Origin of the sequence: Paraflavisolibacter caeni, assembly GCF_025628885.1 — a bacterium.
Classification (GTDB): Bacteria; Bacteroidota; Bacteroidia; order Chitinophagales; family Chitinophagaceae; genus Flavisolibacter; species Flavisolibacter caeni.
Window position 1 is genome coordinate 20,655 of the sequence record NZ_JAOTIF010000026.1, and the last position, 14,459, is coordinate 35,113.

Here is a 14,459-nt window from a genome sequence, read left to right on the forward strand (position 1 = left end):
CAGCCAAATAACCCGCAATCTTAACCACCACCAGGGGCAGTGCAAACGGAGCACTCGTCAACGCAATACTCACCGCCGTTAACACCAATCCAATATTTCTCAACCTCGCAAAAAATGGGGGCGTCGGCGCCGTCATTCTTATAAAAATCTTACCCATCTCTAAAAACATTTAAACAATTAAAAAATCCCATCTCCCAAAAATCTACCATCCAAAAAAGAAAGCCGGAGCTTCTCTAATCCACCCCGGCCCCTCAACCAACCATCACCATCCAAACTCCAAACCTCAAACTCCAAACCCCAAACTTCAAACTCCAAACCCCTAAACCGCTTCAACTTTCACCAACGCCAACGCATTAAACGCCCCATTATTCAACGAATAAAACTCACCATTCACCGATTGGTAGAACTCAATACCCGCAACCACGAACAGCGGGTGAACACTGCCGGGAGAAACCGTACTTTCCAAACTGATCGGCGCTGTCGGCATGTTGTCCAAAGGCAGCATAGCTGTTTCTTTGGTATCCACCACGTAAGTGTTCCCTTCAAAATCAACCTCCGCCGCAGCAGCAACCACCTTGAAATGCGTAGCGCCAGCCGGCGCAGCAATCATGTTCCCTGGCACAAAAGCCGGTACATCCACAGTAGCCTGTCCGGTAGCCCTTGTCAGCGTCACACCATAAGGTGCATACAACGACGTACTGAGTTTACCATCATTGTTGAACTCAAACCCTTGAAGCAACTCGATCTCACCATCGATCACGTTCCGCATACCCCGCACATTAGTGGCATCTGCCTTCACCACCTTCACCATCTCCTTAGTCAGCCTGCTGGTCAGCAGCCTGTCCGATGCATTTTGCAATAAACTCCTCAACGCAGTACGCAAAAGCTTGCCAGCCTTACCGGCCCTGCCAAACTCCGCACCATTTTCCCTGGTCCTCACAAATGCAGGGTCCGTTGCTATACGGTTGCCACTAACGCCCCCCTTTAACCGAACTTGGAAGCCATCTCCCGACTTAAAAAACGTTACACCACCAAGTGTTCCTTCAATTGGAAAAATCCCCGATTGTCTTGCCATCACTAATCTGTTTTAATTCAGTAATCAAATAAAATGTTTCATCAACAACCTAAAAGTACACCCCTCCTAATCCACTAACAAACAAGCAGTTCCGCTTTCGACCATTTATGCCGATTATGCCGTTTTCTTCACTTATTTCCACTAAATATTTAGTAAATTTGGGCATCAAAACTTACATGACTTATGTCACTTCACATGCACAATAATCACGACCTAACTATCTTATATAACCGCCCACATCCCACATCCCTTCATCCTAGGTGTATGGATGGTGTATAGATGGTGTATGGATAGTGTATGGGGAGTGTATGAAAACCCTATTCCCACTCCCATTTCCAGACACCCAACTCTCTTTCCACTTATTCACCATTAACCATTGCCCATTCACAATTGACCACTCACCATTAACCATTCACCATCGCCATTCAAACATTAACCCAACGATAAAAAATAAAAACACAGCAATAAACAAAACGATTAAAAGAAGAAACATTATACGATGGACAGGCTCTGCATTTACGCGAAAGACATTCAGATCATAACAGGAAAAAGCATTCGCTATTGCCGCGACCTCATAAAGAAAATAAGGGAAGCCCGCGGCAAGCAAAATCACCAGTTCGTCACCATCGATGAATTCTGCGAATATACCGGCCTCTGCCCCGTGGCTGTCAAAGAAATACTCCTCGCCTGAAACAGCAATAAAATAATAATTTGATGAAGGTTACCTTTCCCAGGCTTCTGGAATAAATGATAGAACATATTCCAAAGCTTTAGAGTAGTTCCTATTACACTTTTCTTCCACGATGCACAAAACAGTTTATGTAAAAAAACAGTTTTTGCATCTAATAGGTAATCACAAAAAAATTATTGTCATGCAAATCCAATTAATTTCATTGGCGACAATGCTGGCAGTGTTATGTCTTGCCTGCAACCAGGGTGCTGAATCTTCTTATGATAAGCAAGAAGTACAATTAATAACCCTCAATGAATCAGTACAATCTTTAAAACAAAAAGAAACCAACAGGGCTTCAGTCGGGGATACTACTAAAGAAAATCCTTTAAACACGGAAGACTATGACAACATTGTCGAAAACAACTTTCTGGCTGCTACTCAAAATCCCCTTTCTACATTTTCTATTGATGTCGATGAAGCTTCATATAGTAATATCAGGCGCTTCATTAATGAAGGAAGTATTCCCCCGCCAGGGGCGGTGCGCATTGAAGAAATGATCAACTATTTCGATTATGATTATGCAGCACCCGTCACAGGTGAACCTTTTGCTGTATACACAGAAATCAGTACTTGTCCATGGAATGCAAAACACCAATTAATTCACATCGGTTTAAAAGGTAAAGAATTACCTGTAAATAATTTACCCTCTTCCAATCTTGTATTTCTGATCGATGTCAGTGGCTCTATGGATGAACCAAATAAATTGCCACTGGTACAGCAATCATTGAAGTTACTAACTGGCCAATTGAGAGAAAAGGATAAAGTGGCCATCGTGGTGTATGCAGGCAATGCAGGTCTTGTTCTTCCATCCACAGCCGGTGATAATAAAATGAAGATCAAAGAAGCTATTGATGCATTGCAGGCTGGCGGCTCTACAGCTGGCGGCGAAGGAATTCAACTGGCATATAAGATCGCCAGGGAAAATTTCATTCCCAATGGCAACAACCGGATAATCCTGGCTACAGATGGTGATTTTAACGTAGGCATGAGCAGTGATGATGAGTTGGTCCGGTTAATTGAAAAAGAACGACAAAGTGGAGTGTTTCTCAGTGTACTTGGATTTGGTATGGGTAACTACAAAGATGGCAAAATGCAGCAATTAGCAGGCAAAGGAAATGGTAATCATTCCTATATCGATAACCTGAATGAAGCTAGGAAAGTATTAGTAAGTGAGTTTGGCAGTACCTTATTTACCATTGCGAAAGATGTTAAATTACAGGTTGAATTCAATCCCGCAAAAGTCCAGTCCTATCGCTTGATTGGCTATGAAAACCGCCTGCTGGCAGCTGAAGATTTTAATGATGATGCAAAAGATGCCGGCGAATTAGGCAGCGGTCATACAGTGACTGCTCTTTATGAAATCATTCCCATGGGTGTAAGAGACGAATTTACTCGTCCTGTAGATAGCCTGAAATACACCTCCTACGAAAAAATGAATCATAATAACAAAGACGAAGTAATGACCATTAAACTGCGGTATAAAGAACCCGGTGGAGATACCAGCAAATTGATGGTACATCTAGTTAAAGATTCAAAAACCCCGCTTGAAAGCAGTTCTGATAACTTCCGCTTTTCTGCTGCAGTAGCAGAGTTCGGCTTATTGTTGCGTAATTCTAAATTTAAACAGGATGCACAATATAGTCAGGTATTGTCGCTTGCCAGCTCAGCCAAAGGAAAAGACATCAATAACTACCGGGAAGAATTTATACAGCTGGTAAATGCTTCAACTTCGATAGCAAAAAAATGAAAAACATGAAATTCCGACAACATTTCACTCTTTTATTCGCTTTGAATAAAAGAGTGAAAGGCATTTAACCAAACCAACAATGCACTGCATACGCTCATGCTACCACCCTTGGTGTCATATCATTTCAGATGTAAGCGATATTTACCTTCAGTCCTTTTCCCTTCATATAATCTGCAATAATTTGAAAAAGTCTCCTGGCAAATTTTTCCGATTAGAAACAAGGTAACATTCACTCCCTTCCAGGTATCTATTCATATCTCAATTCACCTGGAAAAGAATAGAAACAATGAGAACAAGGCAATGCAATGCCCATCTGTTTTCTAATGTAAAATGGATAAAGATCAGCATAAGGATCATTGAGATCCTTTATTGCTGCTCTTTGATGTTACCACTATCTGCGCAAAATATATCTCATGATCCTTTCAATAAAAAAACGGAAACAATGAAAACAAAAAAAGACACACTGCTAAAACTTTCAGGCAGTATGACTATTTCCAGCACAGTTAATTACACAAGCGGAATTCCCTACCGCCTTCCCCCCTTTTCCTGGACATTTTCCTGGTACCCGGTCCTTACTTTCAAAGGTATCACCATACCTACCAGGATCATCCTGGGAAAGCAGGATAGCTATTTTCATCAGCCTTTTAATCAAATAGGGATCAGCCCGCGCTATAAATGGATAACCTTGCACCTGGGCTACCGCAACCTGCACTTTTCACCTTTTACACTTGCAGGACATACATTCTTGGGGACTGGCTTGGAATTGAATCCCGGTAAATGGAAAATTGCTCTGATGTACGGCCGCTTGCGGAAAGCGATCGGAGAAGACCCTTTGCTCCCTTATCAAATTCAAGCCACATACAAACGATTAGGCTATGGCGGCAATATCGGCTATGGCAATAAAGATAATTTTATTGCCTTCAGCTTCTTCAGGGCCAGGGATGATACAGCCTCCCTGGAGAATAATACATTCAATACCAATAATCAATTAACGCCTTCAGACAACCTGGTGGCAGGCATACGATCAAAACAACAGGTCGGCAAAAAGAACAGTGCAATGAAATGGGTCTGGGAAACAGACTGGGCTGCGAGTGCTTACAATAGCGACTATAGGGCGCAAAGCATCGCTTCCGGTAAACTGGGATTATGGAAACCTTTCACAGGTTTGTTTCAACCTACGCACTCGATGCGCCTGGCTACAGCAGGTCAAATAGCCTTGACGTTAAAACAGAAAGACTACGCCACCATACTGCGCTATCGCCGCATAGATCCGGACTATAGATCCATGGGCGCCTACTATTTTCAGACAGATGTTGAAAGTATCACCCTTGAGCCTTCATGGAAAAGCTGCAAAAAGAAACTAAGCATCCAATCAACTCTTGGCTTTGAAAGAAATAACCTGGCGCAGCAAAGGAATGCCACTACAAAAAGAACGGTCGGCTCACTCAACCTTTCATTCAACCCAACTCCTAAATATGCACTGGATGTCCAAATAGCTAATTACGGATGTACACAACAAACAGGCAGAAATCCATTGAATGATACCATACGTATGGTCCAGGCCAATAGGAACATCTGCATCGTCAACCGTTATCTTTCTGCAAGTGAAACCAAAACACAATCATTGACGTTCATGCTGAACTACCAACTGGTGAGCGACCTCAACGCTTTTACTTCACCGGTAAATAATTCCCAGGTATTCAACCTGCAACTGGCCTACGACAAAGTGTTGATACCTGCAGGATTGACAATGAATACGTCAATACAACATACCACGTTGACCAATAATAGCGGCAGGAATACAATATCAGGCATCACCGGCAGCATGACCAAAAACCTGAAGGCAAATAAATTAAGCTACCACAAGGCTGTATCCATTTTCTTCACTTCTTTTCATCCCAATGGAACGGTTGTATCCAATGAGCAACGGTCAAAAATGTTAACACTGAATGCAGGTATACAGGATAAAATAAATAGGCATCACCAATGGAACATTGATGTGAATGGCCTTTTCAACTGGGCGCCGGCCAACCAGTCATTTTCTGAAATCACAGGCAGATTGGCCTATACATACCACTTCTGATTGCACTATAATTTCCAAACTCCAAACTCCAAACTCCAAACCCCAAACTTCAAACTCCAAACCCCTTCACCATTCACCATTCAATTGTTAACGGTGATCATCAACCGATGACTGCCTAAAATCTTACGACCATGCGCAAAGCAATATTTTTCATGTTCATGACATGGCAACTCTTAGCTGCTAATATTTCCTTGCAGGCACAAAGCATTGATCTGCCTGTCTTGATCCGGCCTCAAAACAAACAGGTGGTTACAAAATTGCAGGCACGTAACCTCGTTTTTAGTTGGCAACCTTCCATGAAGACCTTGCCCGGCGCTCTATACCTGTTCAGGTTGGTGGAAGTGAATCCCACCGACCGCGAACCCGGAGATGCCATGGAGTCAACCTCTGTGCCTTTATTGGAAAAAACCATCCTCGGTACCACCTTTTTGTATACACCCGATTTACCTGCCCTATCGCCAGGGAAGACATATGCCTGGCAAATAAGTGCAATAGGTCTCCGTGGACAAAAGCCGGCATTGGATAGTAAGACGACAAGCGAAGCTTATACCTTTTCAATAGATTCAGGTTATTACGATTACTGCACTTGCTCGGTTGGTAATACATCCATTCAGCGTACCAGTAAAAGTCCCAACTTCTTTACCTATCAGGGCACTGTCCAGGGCGGGTGCTCCGGAGATTATTACTGCCAGGGTACCAATCGTATAGAGTATTTGTGGCGGGTTGTTTCCGGTGCTGCCAACATCGAAGGTCCCGATAACGGCCCCACTGTGAACGTCGCTACAGCAGGCCCTGGCACCTTTACCATTGAATTGAAAGGAACTGTGGTATGCAACGACAGCAACAATTGCAGTACCACCACCACCTACACAGATACCTTTGCTTATGAACCCAAAACTTGCGATTGTAATGTGGATGTCGATTGTAAAAAGGTAATCGGACAGGGAAACCTGCGAACCTTTGAAGGCGTCCTGAATGGCGGCTGTACCGGCGTACACGGTATGGCCCCTCCTTATGATACCTGTGGCATTCAAAATGTCACCTGGTTTTGGCAGGTGATCGAAGGTGGTGATGTGGCCGAAATAGAAGGCGCCGACAACCAGCAAACCGTGAATGTGAAGATAAAAGGAACAGGCCCCTATCAAATGCGTGTGCAGGCAGATGTTACATGCAGCGATGGCTCCAAAACCTGTAACAGTTTTGACTATTGCTTTGATACGGCAAGGGTAGAGAAAAAATGCACCTTCGTTTATTCCGAAAGCAATCAGCCGGCTATGGTTGGTGGATTGTATAAAGTATTGAAGTCGGGCGATCTGGCAATGTTCAGTAAAGAACAGAACGTATCCGGGAATAACAAGATCAGGAGGGATGATTACATTGCTCTATTCGCTAAGGGAGAGGATTTTGATAAAGTAACCTTTGAATGCACCCCATCATACCAATGTGATGAGGCCCAAAAGAAAGGCACCAAAGATGTGCTCCTGGCAGGAAAGGTTCGGTTTGAATGGGAGATCCAGAATGGAGAGGGAAACTTCGTTAAGCTCGGTGCTCTGCCCGCAAATGTATCTAGTGATGTTGGTGACAGGGTGATCTTCCAACCTCCTTACGTGCCTTTGCCCGAGAACGGTCAGAAGAATTCCAAGACCACCACTATCTTTTTACGCACAATAGATGAAACTGGTACTGGGCAACTCCTGGATCAAAACACCTACGACAATATTACCATCACCACCTCCCGTTTTAAAAACTCCGATGAGGATTATTATACCATTGAGGTACAAAACACGAATCAAACCTATTTTGCCAAACCCAACCTCCAGGAAGATAATAATGGGGTTTGTAAAGCAACCTACAGCTGGGATAAACCGAACGACCTGAAAAGACCTACAATAAAACTGCCTCCGGTTCCCGATAACAATAAAATGGTCTTAGGTCAATGGATGGTTCTGGAAGCGAACAATCAAAATGAAACAGATGAACTGAAAATGGTTTGTGATGGCAAACAAACACAATGCGAGGAGGACGGTGGCAAAAAAGAATATCCTGATAACATTGAATGGACCTGGACAATCCAAAATGATGATGGTACAAAGGGTAGATTTATTGGAGGTAAAACAGGCCGTTATGTGATCTATGAAGCCCCCGACAGGATGCCACTGCCACGAATAAACGAGTTGTCTGTTGACATCGTTGTGAGCGTAAAGAACACAGGGGTTCAAAAGAACGATGTCACCTTTACATCGAGCCCGATCTCATTTAAAATCTTTAAGCCGGGCGTGCAACTACAATACCCACCTTTAACCTGGTTGCCGGAAGATGGCAATTCAGTGAGCTTGAAATCATCTTTACTGTATTTTGAAAATGGTATGTGGAAACCAGCACTGGCACATATGTCCCGCATCCATTTCTTTGAATTATTAAACGTTTCTAAAGAAAAAGGGATATGCTTGAATGATCCGCTGCCACGAAGGGCCAGGCAATGCCGTGACCTGTTACTGAAGAAAGAAGGTCATACGGAAGTATTCGAACGATCCAAAGACCCTGGCCCTTTCAATTGCAACAACAAGAAGTATTATGTGCATGCACGCTCTCAAAAACCAGCAAAGGAAGAAACAGTTAAAGTAAATTCTGAAGACTTTGGCTCCTATGGTTTCTTGCGCAGCTTTGCCAATATCAACCAGGGAGGAAAAGACAGCATTAAAGGAGAAACACCGGTCTATGAACCGGTGCCTATACCAGCGAATAAGTTGCCGCATCCTTTAGGTAGAGCGAAGAAGACGATCTATTCAGACAACCGCGTTACAATACCAAGAGATGTAGATGAAAACCACATAGCCGACAATGGTTGGACCACATTAGGAGGAGCACGAATACCCGACCCTCAAAATCCGAAGGTGGATAATGACAACCAGCTGCCGGGTGATGGCTTCAATGGGGATGGCCTGTCGAACTACGAAGAATACAGGGGATTTTATGTCAGCGGTAGTCACCTGCGCACCAACATCAATAATAAAGACCTGTTCGTTCACAATTCTGATGGTGCAAATTTAATAACCTTCCAAAGCGTGTTGTTGAGTCCAGCTGGAGAAAGGGTATATGTCCATGAGATCTATGAAGAGGAATACATTAGTAACGCCCGCCGTGAGATCAATTTCAATTGTAACCCTGACTTGCATCCTGATGGCACAAATGCTGGAGCTGCAGGAACTGCCCCTGTTCAGAAAGGTTTGTTCTTAAGAAATGCAATAGCTGTAGTGGTAGGCCTTAATGGGAATATTGAATCCCGGAATAATCGTCCGGCTCCCCCCAATTGGGTGCAACGTGTCAATATCTATCCGGCAAACATTACTGCTTTCTGCCTTAGAATGGGTTTAAACCTTCCAACCAAACTTAACCAGGTTACGGCTCACGAATTGTGCCATGCAATAAATATCTATCACCATGGCCGGGGTGTGAATGTACTAAACGGGCTAAGAAGCGGGGACATGCGTTGCATCATGAGGTATGATAACCGTTTACCTACAGTCCCCGGCTTCATCCCGGAACCCATAGGAAATATTCTATGCGATAGCAATTTGGGCACAGGTTATAATGCCCGGATACCATGTTCCCCTTTGGTGCCTGCCAGCAGGTGCTTCGGGAACGCTGATGTAAACAGGGGCTTTTGCATCCGTAAGATCAGGGTTTCCTGTACTCAATTCCCATATCCTCAGTACTAAATGCTCATATTCCAGTTATTAAAATCTATTGTATGAAAAAGCTGATGCTATTTACTGTTACCTGCCTATTGGAATTTGTGATAGCCAACCCTCAGGGCAGGTATTCAATTTCCTGCAGTGTTGCAGATGGAGATACGACCACTATTTATCACAACCAGCCTTTAGTGTTTTCTGTAAGTATTACGAATAAGGAGGCATATAAAAATTGGCAATGGAACATGGCCGCGGACGAATGGATACAGGAATTGGAAGCAAACTTCAAAGCAGGGAAATTATCGGAAGAAGATTATAATGAAGAAAAAGAAGTGGCTATCAAAGGGAAAAAAACAGGGAAGGCTGATACCCTGGGTACACTTGCGCATCCTTGGTACGAACAATTGAAATTCTATGTGTTCCAGGACGATAGCATTCAAAAGGAGGCATGGCCTGTGAGCAGGCTGGGAATAACGCCCAATGAAGCAGTTGCTGTATTGGATGAAAATGCAAATTATTTGCTTTATTGCCACATGCCTCCTGAAATGGTTTCTTTGATCAAACCTGGTAGTTATTCCATTAAGGTTTTGCTAGGCGACGTCCGGTCTAATCAGGTTAAAATAACTGTGCTACCTGGGGATATACCTCAACCTGTCTTGCAATCACCAGAAATGCAAATCCGGCTGGGACAATATTACTGGCTGGCAGGAAATGCCGATAAAGTATTCAGTTATGCAAATGCTGTCTTGCAAAAAGATACATCCAATCTGGAAGCACTCATTTTAAGGGGTGAAAGCCATATTCTAAAGGAAAACTATAAACTGGCTTTAACAGACTTTGAAAAAGCCCTGCAACTGCACAACAAGAAGTTTCCAAGCTTGTATGAACCTCCGGAATACCTGATCGGTACCATAGAATGGCTGCAACAAAAATGATAAGCTTAAATGAGCGGGTTTCCCCGCTCATTTTAACATCTTGATGACTAACTCTGAGGGTAACAATGAGTCCAATTTGCGTATATACCAATAAGGAAATCAAATCCAAAGTCATGAAAACACAAAATACACAACAGGAAATCATGCTGGTCTTGAACACTACCTTTTCTCAAAGAGAATGGTGCCCGGTAAATTCATCGAATAGCAAGCCTTTATCACAGGAAGAACGGCTAATAGAAGCTTGTTGGAATGGAATGCTCCCTGAACTGCTCCCGGAAATAATGAATCAGTCCTCAAATGGCAAAAAACTTTTCTTGTGGCATATTCGTCAAAGCAAATCTCTTTTCATGGAATTGGGTGAATCCCCAGTCTCTATAGAAAGACATTCATCAATAGATCCTCATTATTTCATTCAAAATGATTTAATGAACTAAATATCTGTCCCGGTGTCCAGCCCGTTTTTATTCCTTGCCCCCCGATCCGGCTCTATGAAAACGTTTACTCAACCAAAACAAATCCAGCCCAGAAGAATGGCGGATATTGCTCTTTCATCTTTAACTGTGCAGCATGCAAGGCATCCTTGGTAGATTGTCCATTGATCCAGTTCCTGTAAAACTGGGCCATTAATTCCTTGGTTTCCTTGTCAGGTACACGCCACAAACTCAGCACCATCTGTTTCACGCCTGCAAGCTTAAATGCCCGCTGCAAACCAATCACACCTTCATTACCTTGTAAATCGCCTAAAGCCGTTTCACATGCACTCAGCACCACCAGGTCTGTAGAACTCAGATCCAATTGTGCTATTTCATAAGCGGTCAGGATGCCATCTTCCCTGCCCGGCAGCGCGATCCCTCCCTTCCATGCATGATTGGCACCTGCCAATACCAAACCACTCCGGAACATTGGATTTTGCTGAATAGTAAAGACATTCCTGTGCTCCAAAGGAGATGCCGCATTCGCCCTCACTTCAGGTACAGGCAGAAAAAAGCCATGAGTCGCCAGGTGCAATACTTGTGGACTGTGCACATCTAAACGCTTAAACGCCTCTTCTGTAGCATTCGAACCACTAACCGGGAGCACCTGCACACCTCCATGCAACAATATCTTTTGTAGACTGTCTATTTCCTCCTTCGTTCCCGGCAATGAATTCCATTCCTTGCCCCCTCTTATTCTACGCGTATCAGATGCATAAAAATTAAAGGAACTAGCATTGCTATAGACGCCTGCTCTAACCTGCATAGTATCTGATGACTGTTGATAATCTATATTGCCCCAGGTATTGGCAATCTTGGGCTTTGCATTTCCTTCTGACGACAGGGCCAATGAACGGGTGCTGAGTAGTTGGTTCAATTGGTATTGGTCAATGAGCAAATGTGTGGAATCATACCGCAAAGCTTGGAAAGCCACACGATGCAGCAAACCGGTAGGCGCAAAATAAATGGTATTGATATTTTTGAGAGAAGGCTCTAAGGGTTTCCATATTAATTGGTAGAGCGAATCAGAAAAACTACTTTTTTCATCTTCAGAAACAATGATTCCCCGGTACAATTGATGAATGATTGCCTCTGCTCCATCTACGGAATCTAGGGCGTTTATAGAGGTGTCAGGCCTTAATAATCGTTGCAACTGTCTTTCTTCAAATAAGGGCACGAATACAACATTACTATCTGCAGGCGATATGATAAGCGCTGCATAAATGGTACTGTCCGTCCATTTTTTATGATACAATCCAAATCTTACAAATTCTATCGCAGCCTCACCTTTTGACAGGTGCTGCCTGATCTTTTTTACATCTGCCTGCTGTTTAAACAACAGGTTTCTAAAAGGTAAAGCGAGGCTGGACAATTCTTGCTCCATCTGGTTGGCAGTCTCTTGTAATTGATCGAGGTTGGGTACACGCCGGGAAATGGGCAGCAAAAGTTGCTTTCCAATAAAAGCTTTATACAAACGCCATTGATCAAATAATTGCAAAGCAACGCTGTCATTGCTTTTACGGATGCTATACAATACCTGCCGCTGGTTTTCCAATACCATTCCTTTAGAGATCAGCTCACTTGCATATAATTGTTGCAATTCTGGCTGTCCAGCTTTTTCCTGGGTATATAAGATCGAAGGAAGGTAATCAAACTGGTAAGCCTCTCTGTTGAGAAAGGCTAATTTGTCCTGCTCCGATAATGTAGAGTATGTTTGTGTCAATTGCTGAACCATGGTTGCATTAGCTTTATTGATAAAAGCCAACGCTTTTGCAACACTGTCCATCCTGGCATAAAGTAATCCCAGGCTATTCAGGTTGCTCACATAATCCGGGTGGTTTTCACCCAATACTCTTTTTCTGATGGCTAATGCCTTTTCATATAAGGACAGTGCATCCTGTTGATGACCTGTTTGCTCATATAAACTGGCCAGGTTATGTAAACTTTGAGCATAGTCAGGATGTTCCTCTCCCCAGACTTTCTTCCTGATCGCAACAGCCTGTACCAGCAAAGGCAAAGCTTTTTCATACGCACCTTTTGCCATATACAGCCCTGCAAGGTTATTCAATCCAACAGTGTAATCAGGGCTCTCTTTCACCAATGATTTTCTGACAGCTAAGGCTTGTTCATATAATTTCAAAGCTGTATCCGGGCGCCCCATACTTTCGTATAATCCGGCAAGGTTTTCCAAAGTAAGGATGTACTTGCTGTGCTTTTCTCCCAATACTTTTTTTAAGATAGGTAAAGCTTCCAGTAACAAGGGTACTGATTTATCCGGCTGCCCGATGCGCTCATATAAAATAGCAAGGTCATTTAAGGATGTAGCATAATCAGGATGATCTGCCATCCAGTTTTTTCGAATGTCTACAGCCTGTAGCAATAAGGAAAGCGCTACATCATATCTTCCTAAACTCTGGTAAAGATTGGCCAGGCTATTTAAACTGGAAGCATAATGAGGATGCTGCTCGCCCCAAACCGACCTTTGTATGTCTACAGCTTGCTCATACAACGGCAAAGCTTTATCATATTGCCCGATACGCACGTATAAACTTGCCAGGTTTTCCAATGTGGTCATATACCTGCTGTGCTTTTCTCCTGCAACCTTTTCTAAAATACCTAATGCCTGCTCATACAAAGGCAAGGCTTTATCATACTGCCCTATATGTTCATATAAAAAAGCCTGGTTGTGTAAACTGATGGCATAATCCAGGTGCTCTTCGCCATAAACCTCTTTTTTGACAGCTACAGCCTCGAGCATGAGCGGTATTGCTTGCTTATACTCACCCATGTACACATACACATTAGAAAGACCAATAAGGCTATTAGCGAATTCTGGATTTCCTGCCTTTTTTAATATAGCCAGTGCTTGTTCATATAAAGGCTTGGCCTTGTCTGCTTCTCCCATCTGGTAATAAGCATCAGCAAGACTATTCAAACTCTTGGCATAAGAAAAATGGGTCTTTCCAAAATAGGCCTCTTTGAGCGCTACTATAAATTTTCTGTATGCTGGTTCTTTAGTAACGAAGCCTTTATTAGGATATTGACTGGCCAGCATGGTAGCTGTATTCATGAATGCTTTTGCCTGTCTACCCAACTGATCCTTTGCACCGGCGTTCATGAGTTGTTCAAAAACGGCCCACTGTTCTTCTTCAGCAGCAACGATCAATGGAGTACAGCAGCCTTCTGCATCCAAAACATCGATCTTGGCTCCATGTTGTAAAAGGTATTGTACATTCTCTGTTCTTCCGTTGGCTGCTGCCCAAAACAAAGGTGTCCAGCTATCTTTTTTCCTGGTATAAGGATTATATCCTTTTTCATCCAATGGTAAATGAAGGGAATCTCCAAGGTATTGTAAGAGTGCAGGTGATTTTTTAGAGGCGGCAACGCCTTGTATATTACCAAAATAGCTGGCCCCCTGGTTAATGAAGATCACAACTGAATCACGAACTTTCAGATAATGCTGCACTAAATGCTTGACAATAGGTAAATCACAATAATAGGCAGCCCACATCAGTAGGGCAGTTCCATTACTGTCAGCTTTATAGGTACCTGCTGTATCTTTTACAAATTGCTGTTGTAATACCGTCAGATCGCAGTTTCGGATGGCTTGCTGTGTAATACTGTCTGGCTGTGCATTTGCCGGAAAGAGACAAAGAACCTTAAACACCAATAATAAGATCAGGAAACGCATAACAAATAAATTGAGATTTCTGCCCCAACC

General features: G+C 43.2%; 7 protein-coding genes. 5 read left to right on the top strand and 2 right to left on the bottom strand.

The window, feature by feature from the left end; all coding sequences use genetic code 11:
* Positions 1 to 319: 319 nt before the first annotated feature.
* Positions 320 to 1,075, bottom strand: coding sequence for a hypothetical protein (locus tag OCK74_RS22745; RefSeq protein WP_279299396.1), 756 nt, complete (start codon positions 1,073 to 1,075; stop codon positions 320 to 322).
* Between the two features lie 872 nt (positions 1,076 to 1,947).
* Here OCK74_RS22745 and OCK74_RS22750 point away from each other — a divergent pair.
* From OCK74_RS22750 to OCK74_RS22770, 5 genes are all read left to right on the top strand, one after another.
* The gene (locus OCK74_RS22750; RefSeq protein ID WP_279299397.1) at positions 1,948 to 3,555 is read left to right on the top strand and encodes a vWA domain-containing protein; all 1,608 of its coding nucleotides are present in this window, start codon (positions 1,948 to 1,950) and stop codon (positions 3,553 to 3,555) included.
* A 442-nt stretch (positions 3,556 to 3,997) separates the two neighbouring features.
* Positions 3,998 to 5,638 carry a hypothetical protein gene (locus tag OCK74_RS22755; protein WP_279299398.1) on the top strand — a complete coding sequence of 547 codons (1,641 nt, stop codon included), beginning with the start codon at positions 3,998 to 4,000 and terminating at the stop codon, positions 5,636 to 5,638.
* 131 nt (positions 5,639 to 5,769) lie between these two features.
* Positions 5,770 to 9,357 carry a zinc metalloprotease gene (locus OCK74_RS22760; protein ID WP_279299399.1) on the top strand — a complete coding sequence of 1,196 codons (3,588 nt, stop codon included), beginning with the start codon at positions 5,770 to 5,772 and terminating at the stop codon, positions 9,355 to 9,357.
* 32 nt (positions 9,358 to 9,389) lie between these two features.
* The gene (locus OCK74_RS22765; protein ID WP_279299400.1) at positions 9,390 to 10,265 is read left to right on the top strand and encodes a tetratricopeptide repeat protein; all 876 of its coding nucleotides are present in this window, start codon (positions 9,390 to 9,392) and stop codon (positions 10,263 to 10,265) included.
* Positions 10,266 to 10,378: 113 nt separating this feature from the next.
* Positions 10,379 to 10,699 (top strand): hypothetical protein, encoded by a 321-nt coding sequence (locus OCK74_RS22770; RefSeq protein ID WP_279299401.1) that lies wholly within the window; start codon positions 10,379 to 10,381, stop codon positions 10,697 to 10,699.
* 64 nt (positions 10,700 to 10,763) lie between these two features.
* Here the strand turns inward: OCK74_RS22770 and OCK74_RS22775 are convergent, their stop codons facing one another.
* Entirely contained in the window at positions 10,764 to 14,429 is a 3,666-nt protein-coding gene (locus tag OCK74_RS22775; protein WP_279299402.1) for a tetratricopeptide repeat protein, read from the bottom strand.
* Between the last annotated feature and the right edge of the window lie 30 nt (positions 14,430 to 14,459).

Excerpts from the sequence above, each read along its gene's own strand:
- OCK74_RS22745 (WP_279299396.1), bottom strand. The coding sequence starts at position 1,075 with ATGGCAAGACAATCGGGGATTTTTCCAATTGAAGGAACACTTGGTGGT.
- OCK74_RS22750 (WP_279299397.1), top strand. The coding sequence starts at position 1,948 with ATGCAAATCCAATTAATTTCATTGGCGACAATGCTGGCAGTGTTATGT.
- OCK74_RS22755 (WP_279299398.1), top strand. The coding sequence starts at position 3,998 with ATGAAAACAAAAAAAGACACACTGCTAAAACTTTCAGGCAGTATGACT.
- OCK74_RS22760 (WP_279299399.1), top strand. The coding sequence starts at position 5,770 with ATGCGCAAAGCAATATTTTTCATGTTCATGACATGGCAACTCTTAGCT.
- OCK74_RS22765 (WP_279299400.1), top strand. The coding sequence starts at position 9,390 with ATGAAAAAGCTGATGCTATTTACTGTTACCTGCCTATTGGAATTTGTG.
- OCK74_RS22770 (WP_279299401.1), top strand. The coding sequence starts at position 10,379 with ATGAAAACACAAAATACACAACAGGAAATCATGCTGGTCTTGAACACT.
- OCK74_RS22775 (WP_279299402.1), bottom strand. The coding sequence starts at position 14,429 with ATGCGTTTCCTGATCTTATTATTGGTGTTTAAGGTTCTTTGTCTCTTT.